The organism is Anaerophaga thermohalophila str. Valhall (genome assembly GCF_000250735.1).
In the GTDB taxonomy this organism is placed as follows: domain Bacteria; phylum Bacteroidota; class Bacteroidia; order Bacteroidales; family Marinilabiliaceae; genus Anaerophaga; species Anaerophaga thermohalophila_A.
Window position 1 is genome coordinate 1 of the sequence record NZ_AHZV01000136.1, and the last position, 7150, is coordinate 7150.

Genomic DNA, 7150 nt, shown 5'->3' on the forward strand with positions numbered 1-7150 from the left:
ATTTTGGCGGCGAGCGTAACACCGCAAATGGTACTTTATGGACAGACACTAATTAAAAGGATTTCACAGCATATATGAATCTTGCAGAATTAAAAACCGGACAGGAAGGTGTAATTGTTAAGGTAAAGGGATATGGGGCCTTTCGTAAGCGCATTATTGAAATGGGTTTTATAAGGGGCAAAAAGGTTGAAGTTATTAAAAATGCGCCCTTAAAAGACCCTATAGAATATAAAGTAATGGATTACAAAGTTTCTCTCCGGAGAAATGAAGCCCGGATGGTGGAAGTTGTATCGAAGGACGAGGCGATATCCATTGAGCACAATTCATTCAACACAACCATACCCGATGAAATCCTGACAAGGACAGCGACAGAAAAACGAAAAACCATAAATGTAGCACTGGTAGGAAACCCTAATTGTGGTAAAACCACAATCTTCAATCAGGCCAGTGGTGCCAATGAACATGTTGGCAATTACGGCGGTGTTACCATAGATGTCAAGACCGGCAATTTCTATCACAACGGCTATACGTTAAGGGTTTCTGACCTTCCGGGTACTTATTCCCTTTCAGCATACAGTCCAGAAGAAGTTTACGTCAGAGAACATATAAATAACGAAACACCTGATGTTATTATCAACGTTGTTGATGCGTCCAATCTGGAAAGAAACCTCTACCTCACTACCCAGCTGATTGACATGGACGTACGTACAGTTGTTGCTCTTAATATGTACGATGATCTTCAAAAACGCGGCGATAAATTTGATTATTTACACCTTGGAAAGATGCTGGGAATTCCCTTTGTTCCGACTATTGGATCGAAAGGGATAGGAATAAAAGAATTATTCCAGAAAGTTGTAGATGTATATGAAGACAAAACTGAAGAAGCAAGACGTATAAGAATTTACTATGGCGAAACCATTGAAGAAGCGTTAAAGGCAATAGAAAAAAAAATAAATGAATTTCCTGATCTAGGGAATAAGGTATCGCCACGCTTCCTTGCTATAAAATTACTAGAAAAAGATAATGTTTTCAGGGAGGAGCTTTCTTCATTTTCTCAGTTTGCACCCATCCTTGAGGAAACAGAGAGGCAGTCTCACAAGCTCGAAAAGGCATATCATGATGACACCGAAACCATCATTACCGATGCCCGCTATGGTTTTATAGCAGGCGCAATGAAAGAGACCTACCGGGAAAACCCCCAACAACGCAGACGCAGGACCGACCTGATCGACTCAGTCCTTACGCATAAGTTGTTTGGATTCCCTTTCTTCTTTCTTTTTATCTGGTTAATGTTCCAGGGGACATTTCGCCTCGGCGAATATCCAATGAACTGGATTGAGGCCGGGGTTGGCATGCTTTCGCAATGGGCTTCATCCACAATGGCACCCGGTCCTTTTACCGACCTGGTTGTGGATGGTATTATTGGAGGTGTAGGTGGTGTAATTGTATTCCTGCCGAATATCCTGATTCTGTTCTTCTTTATTTCGTTCATGGAAGACACAGGATACATGGCACGGGCTGCATTTATCATGGACAAGATAATGCATAAAATAGGGTTGCATGGTAAATCATTTATCCCGTTGATCATGGGTTTTGGCTGTAATGTACCGGCCATCATGGCCACACGTACCATTGAAGACAGAAACAACCGGTTGTTAACCATCCTTATCAACCCTTTCATGTCATGCAGTGCACGTTTACCGGTCTACATTCTATTCATCGGCGCTTTTTTCCCTGAGCATCCCGGAACCGTTCTCTTTCTTTTGTACGGAACAGGTATTGCCATAGCGGTAATTGTTGCTCGTATTTTCAAGCGATTTTTTTTCAAAAAAAGCGATACGCCTTTTGTTATGGAGCTGCCTCCATACAGACTTCCAACCCTCAAAAGCACGATTCGCCACATGTGGTTTAAAGGAAGTCAATATCTCAAAAAAATGGGTGGGGTAATAATGATCGCATCAATCATCATCTGGTTTCTTGGCTACTATCCCAGACAAAACGAAGAAACAATAGCACTGGAAAAGAAAAAAAGCGAACTGGTTGAAAGGTATGACGAATTGAAAACAGTTTCAGATACAGATTTGAAAGAAAATATTGAACAAGAAAAAGTAGAAAAACTGGAAAAACTGGATCATTTGCAGGAAAAGATTCGTCACGAAGGAAGCTATATCGGCAGGCTTGGCAAAAGTATAGAACCGGCAATCGGTCCTTTGGGTTTCGACTGGAAAATGGGCGTTAGTCTGTTGAGCGGCATTGCCGCAAAAGAAATAGTTGTGAGTACGATGGCTGTTCTATATCAGGCAGATGAATCATCACCCAGTGGAAACAACCATTTGATAGAACAAATTAAAAATGATAAATATCCGGATGGAACACCTGTATTTACTCCATTATCAGCGATCTCCTTCCTGATTTTCACACTGGTTTATTTCCCGTGTGTTGCAGTGATAGCAGCTATCAGGAAAGAAACAGGCTCATGGAAATGGGCGGTATTTACCATCTTTTATACCACCGGTTTGGCTTATCTGCTTTCGCTGATTATTTACCAGGTGGGACAACTGTTTTAGATTTTTTTGAGTTTTGTTTGAGTAAAAAAGAAAGGATTTGTGATGTTACAGGAAATTTTAACAGGAATTACGGTAAGTGGAGCTTTTGTTTACACCTTTTATTCAATGTGGAAAACGTTTTTTTCGGACAACGGCCGTGCCTGTGGTGGAGGATGCCCTTCGTGCAGCGCAAAAGATTTGTTAATCAAAGACATAAATAAGAAAGGCAAAACATCGGGATTTGAGACTTTTCGCCCGGAAAAATGATTTACTAAACACGGGCATTATCCAGGCTTTGATCTGGTTGAAAAATAACAGGAGCTAAAGACTAACAGCTTACCCTACCACTACCCCTCTAACTCCCCTAAAGGGCATTGCTGTAAACTTAAACAACATGTTGGTTAGTTTTATGCGCTAAGCGTCTAAAGTTGCGTTTATCAACCTGGTTGAAGAAGGGGAAAATGGCAACTGCATTTGCATAACTTCCAATTTTTTTGGCAAGATTACGTCAATTTATTTTACGGTGAAAATCTTGTAAAATATTGATTCTCAACTACGGATCGGGAGCTATGGAGTTAAATATTTTTGAGCATTTCCAGCAGATGATCCCAAAACTTACCAACGCTTTCGATATGCAGGCGTTCGTCGGGTGAATGTGCACCCTTAATAGTCGGTCCGACAGAGATCATATCCATATCGGGATATTTTTGCAAAAAGAGGCCGCATTCAAGACCGGCATGGATAGCTTTTACTTCGGGCTTTTTATTGAACAAACGCCGATAGGTCGATACAGCAATGTCGAGCACTGGCGATTCCATATTTGGCTCCCAGCCAGGATAGCCGTCTGAATGTTCAACTTCGGCCCCGGCAAGATCAAAAACACTGCGCACCATGTTGGCAATATCGTTCCTTGCACTCTCCACCGAGCTTCGCTGACTGGTTGTTATCAACAATTCACCATTCGTTTCTTTAACCGATGCCAGGTTGGTGGATGTTTCCACCAGATTTTCTATTTCACGGCTCCATTCCATCACACCATGCGGGCAGGCATACAAAGCATTGAGAAATTTTTTCTGAAAGGTTTCTGTAAAAACTTTTCCGGGCATTTCGGTAGAACCCATCCAAAATTTGACTCCCGGATCGGTATGACGTAATTCCTGCTCAACATCGTTGGAAAGCAAGTTAAGAACAACCCTGGCTTCCTCTTTAAATCCGGAAGGCACCAAAGCGGTAGCAAAAGCCTCGCGGGCAATAGCGTTACGCAGATTGCCGCCTTCAAACCGGGCCAGTCGCAATCCATAATCACGGGCCATTTGCCAAAGATAACGAACCAGTATTTTGTTGGCGTTACCCAATCCTTTGTGGATGTCATCACCCGAATGACCACCTTTCAATCCCGTTACCTTAATATCAAGAGCGGTGTAACCCCTGGGAGAGTCTTCCAGTTCGGGCTTAAAACGGGCCAATGTATCAATACCACCTGCACACCCGATAAAAAGTTCTCCTTCATCCTCCGAGTCAAGATTGATTAATGTTCTTCCTTCGAAAAAGTTTTCTTCGAGATTAAAAGCTCCGGTCAAACCAGTCTCCTCATCAACAGTAAATAAGCACTCCAGGGGTCCGTGAGAAACATCACCGGAAGTTAAAATTGCCAGCTGGGCCGCCATCCCGATTCCGTCATCAGCACCAAGCGTTGTTCCGTCAGCTTTTATCCAGTTACCATCGCGCACGGGAATAATCGGATCTTTAAAAAAATCGTGGTACTTATCATTGTTTTTTTCTCCCACCATATCCACATGCGATTGCAAAACCACTGCAGGCTTGTCTTCCATTCCCGGTGAAGCCGGCTTTGAAATCAGCACATTTCCGGCTCTATCCTGTTTTGCTTCCAACCCTTCACGATTTGCGAAAGCAAGCAGCCAGGCAGTAATCTTTTCTTCATGTTTCGATGGTCGGGGTATTTCACAAATTTCATCAAAATAACCCCACAGTTTTTCCGGATATAGTCCTTCAAATGCTTTATTCATCAGTATAAAATTAGTATAAGTTATTGGTCTAATGGAATTTACATGTAAAATTTATACATATTCTTCTTATTGCGGGAAACCCTGTTATGCTCATTTCATCTTACAAATAAGTTGTTACTGCTGTTAGGATTGTTAAGTTGTTAGGATTGTTAAGTTGTTAGGATTGTTAAGTTGTTAGGATTGTTAAGTTGTTAGAATTTTATAGACATCTAACAATCTAATGGTCTAATAAAACCCTGTTCACTCATCAAGTACCGACATCAGTTCTCTGATCTCTTCGATCTTTAGCAGTTGACCTGCATGTTCATAGGCAATAATAAGGTTGTTAAGAATCCGTTTTATCGTTTCAATATTAGAACAGGGTTCATAATAAGAAAAACGGGGTTCCAGCTTTTGTTGCTTGATGAACTGCTCTATTTCGCGTCGTCCCAAAACAGCCCCTTTATTGATGGGATTTATATAAAACAGTACCGACGAATCCTCTTTTAACCGGATACGTTCACTCTGTTCCGGTTCATCCATATAGGCAAGAATAAAATTTTTGGGAAGATTAACACCGTAAACAGGCAATCCCAGTCTTTGAGCTATTTCAGCATAAATAATCGATAACGAAACAGGGTTTCCCTTTCTGGTATCAAGAACATCACAAATAAAAGAGTTCTGGGGCGCAAGAAAATTACTGTTGTTACGCGAAAACCCGTGCACATCGAAAAGTATGTGATTGATGATTCGTACCTTTTCGAGGGCAGTAAGATGTTCATTCAATTCAAGCCAAATATCTTTTCGGATTTTATTAATGCTTTGGTCGATTTCCTCAAAAGTGAGTTCCGGATATTGATATTTTGCAATCAGCCAGGCTCCTGCCAGAAGGTTTTCTCCATCAAAAGCCGCCCATGCCTTCAAACGTTTTTTTACATCGCGAAACTGCAATGAATGGATAATATTTTCGATGCGATGTTGCATAACACCATCGGGCTGCGTCTCCCATACCTTTTCCAGTTCGGGAACTATTTCAACCTCGGCTTTAAGCAACTCATCCTCAACTGTATTGAATATTTCTTCACTGGGATCATCCAGTAATGTAATCAGTGCCTTTATTTTATCGGGATCCATGCTCATGGAAAACACCTGTTAACGTGACAAACAATCTAAAACATATTGAATCAATGCTTTCACCACCAGCTTGTAATTTTTACTGTAGGTGCCGGCCTTTCTGTTGGCAATAATGGCACAAACGGTGGAGGCCTTATGTCCTAAAAGCTTTGATAATCCGTAAATGGCCGAACATTCCATTTCATAATTGGTAATGACCTGCCCATTGAAACTAAAGCCGGACAATTTTTCATTAATGTCAGGATTTTGCAGCCCCAGCCTTACCACACGCCCTTGCGGTCCATAAAAGCCCGGTGCTGAAATGGTAACTCCTTTATGAACGTTTTTCCCGCCTAAAAGGTTGAACAAGTCCTTATCTGCTTCAACAACGTACGGACGTGTCAGGCGGGATGACCAACCGATATTTTTAACCAGTTCATTCTCGAAGGTAAGGTCGGAAATGCTTTCGACCCCGTCATAGAAATTTAATAAACCGTCGAAACCAATTGCTTTTTCGCTCAACAACCAACTATCAACAGGAAGGTCTTCCTGCAGCGAACCGGATGTCCCGATTCGGACAATATTCAGTGATTTAAGTTCTTTCTTAACCGTTCGGGTATTAAAATCAACATTTACCAAAGCATCCAGTTCATTAAGCACTATGTCGATATTATCGGTCCCAATTCCTGAAGAAAGTACAGTAAATCTTGTGTTTCTATAAGTACCTGTCCGGGAAACAAATTCCCGGTTTTCGGTTTCTGATTCTATCTGATCAAAAAATCCGGCAACGGTTTCCACCCGCCCCGGATCACCTACCAAAATAACATTATTGGCAAGCTCTCCCGGTTTTATGTGCAAATGAAAAACTGACCCGTCGGGATTTATTATTAATTCTGACTCTTCTATTCTTCTCATAACTCCAGATTTAAAGAACTGACCCGCTCTTAATAGGTTTTTAAATTTTTAGATATAAGATTTGAGATGATTCTTATGATGATAACTTTCTGTATCTCAGAATAAAATAATGAGCCCGGTCTAAAAAGCATCTTTGTTGCCAAACTCTGTGTTGTTCGTCTGAATTCAAATTAAGAAAAAATTATTGGAATATAAAACAATAAAATTTATTAGCCCTCTTATGACAACAGATCGTGAGATTTTTAGATATAAGATGATTCATCCGTATAAAATTTAGGTTCATCCTACAAATGCGTACCTGGATCGATGAATATCTATTATCTTAAGGTTAAAAAACTCAATGTCCCGACAGCCATATGCTTTTCTTTTGGGAACTTTTATTTTTTATGGTTCATCACAAAATGCATACCTGAATTTTTAATATTTGAAAGAACTGATTGTGTAGCATTTTACAATTAATTGCTTCACAATAATTTTTCTCAATAGAGAAACAATTGTAAGGAAAATCATTTCTTTGGGAAATACGCATATTTGTGATGAACCAAGATTATTGAATCATCTTAACCTGCA

Annotated in this window: 5 protein-coding genes; 2 read left to right on the forward strand and 3 right to left on the reverse strand. The window is 40.6% G+C overall.

Annotation, left to right across the window (positions count from 1 at the left end):
- Positions 1–74 precede the first annotated feature (74 nt).
- Complete coding sequence (feoB, locus tag OQ5_RS0107325) at positions 75–2567, forward strand: ferrous iron transport protein B (protein WP_016776860.1); 2493 nt, start codon at positions 75–77, stop codon at positions 2565–2567.
- 42 nt (positions 2568–2609) lie between these two features.
- A complete protein-coding gene (locus OQ5_RS0107330; protein WP_016776861.1) occupies positions 2610–2813 on the forward strand; it encodes a FeoB-associated Cys-rich membrane protein in 204 nt (67 codons plus the stop codon).
- Between the two features lie 308 nt (positions 2814–3121).
- Here the strand turns inward: OQ5_RS0107330 and OQ5_RS0107335 are convergent, their stop codons facing one another.
- The 3 genes from OQ5_RS0107335 to OQ5_RS0107345 all read right to left on the reverse strand — a co-directional run bounded on the left by OQ5_RS0107335 (position 3122) and on the right by OQ5_RS0107345 (position 6580).
- Positions 3122–4573: an aminoacyl-histidine dipeptidase gene (locus tag OQ5_RS0107335; RefSeq protein WP_016776862.1), complete on the reverse strand. Its 1452-nt coding sequence runs from the start codon at positions 4571–4573 to the stop codon at positions 3122–3124.
- Between the two features lie 240 nt (positions 4574–4813).
- Entirely contained in the window at positions 4814–5692 is an 879-nt protein-coding gene (locus OQ5_RS0107340; protein WP_016776863.1) for a transglutaminase-like domain-containing protein, read from the reverse strand.
- 12 nt (positions 5693–5704) lie between these two features.
- Positions 5705–6580 carry a nucleoside phosphorylase gene (locus tag OQ5_RS0107345; protein WP_016776864.1) on the reverse strand — a complete coding sequence of 292 codons (876 nt, stop codon included), beginning with the start codon at positions 6578–6580 and terminating at the stop codon, positions 5705–5707.
- Positions 6581–7150 lie beyond the last annotated feature (570 nt).

Bases quoted from the DNA above. Each gene is read 5' to 3' on its own strand.
- feoB (WP_016776860.1), top strand. From the start codon at position 75: ATGAATCTTGCAGAATTAAAAACCGGACAGGAAGGTGTAATTGTTAAG.
- OQ5_RS0107330 (WP_016776861.1), top strand. From the start codon at position 2,610: ATGTTACAGGAAATTTTAACAGGAATTACGGTAAGTGGAGCTTTTGTT.
- OQ5_RS0107335 (WP_016776862.1), bottom strand. From the start codon at position 4,573: ATGAATAAAGCATTTGAAGGACTATATCCGGAAAAACTGTGGGGTTAT.
- OQ5_RS0107340 (WP_016776863.1), bottom strand. From the start codon at position 5,692: ATGAGCATGGATCCCGATAAAATAAAGGCACTGATTACATTACTGGAT.
- OQ5_RS0107345 (WP_016776864.1), bottom strand. From the start codon at position 6,580: ATGAGAAGAATAGAAGAGTCAGAATTAATAATAAATCCCGACGGGTCA.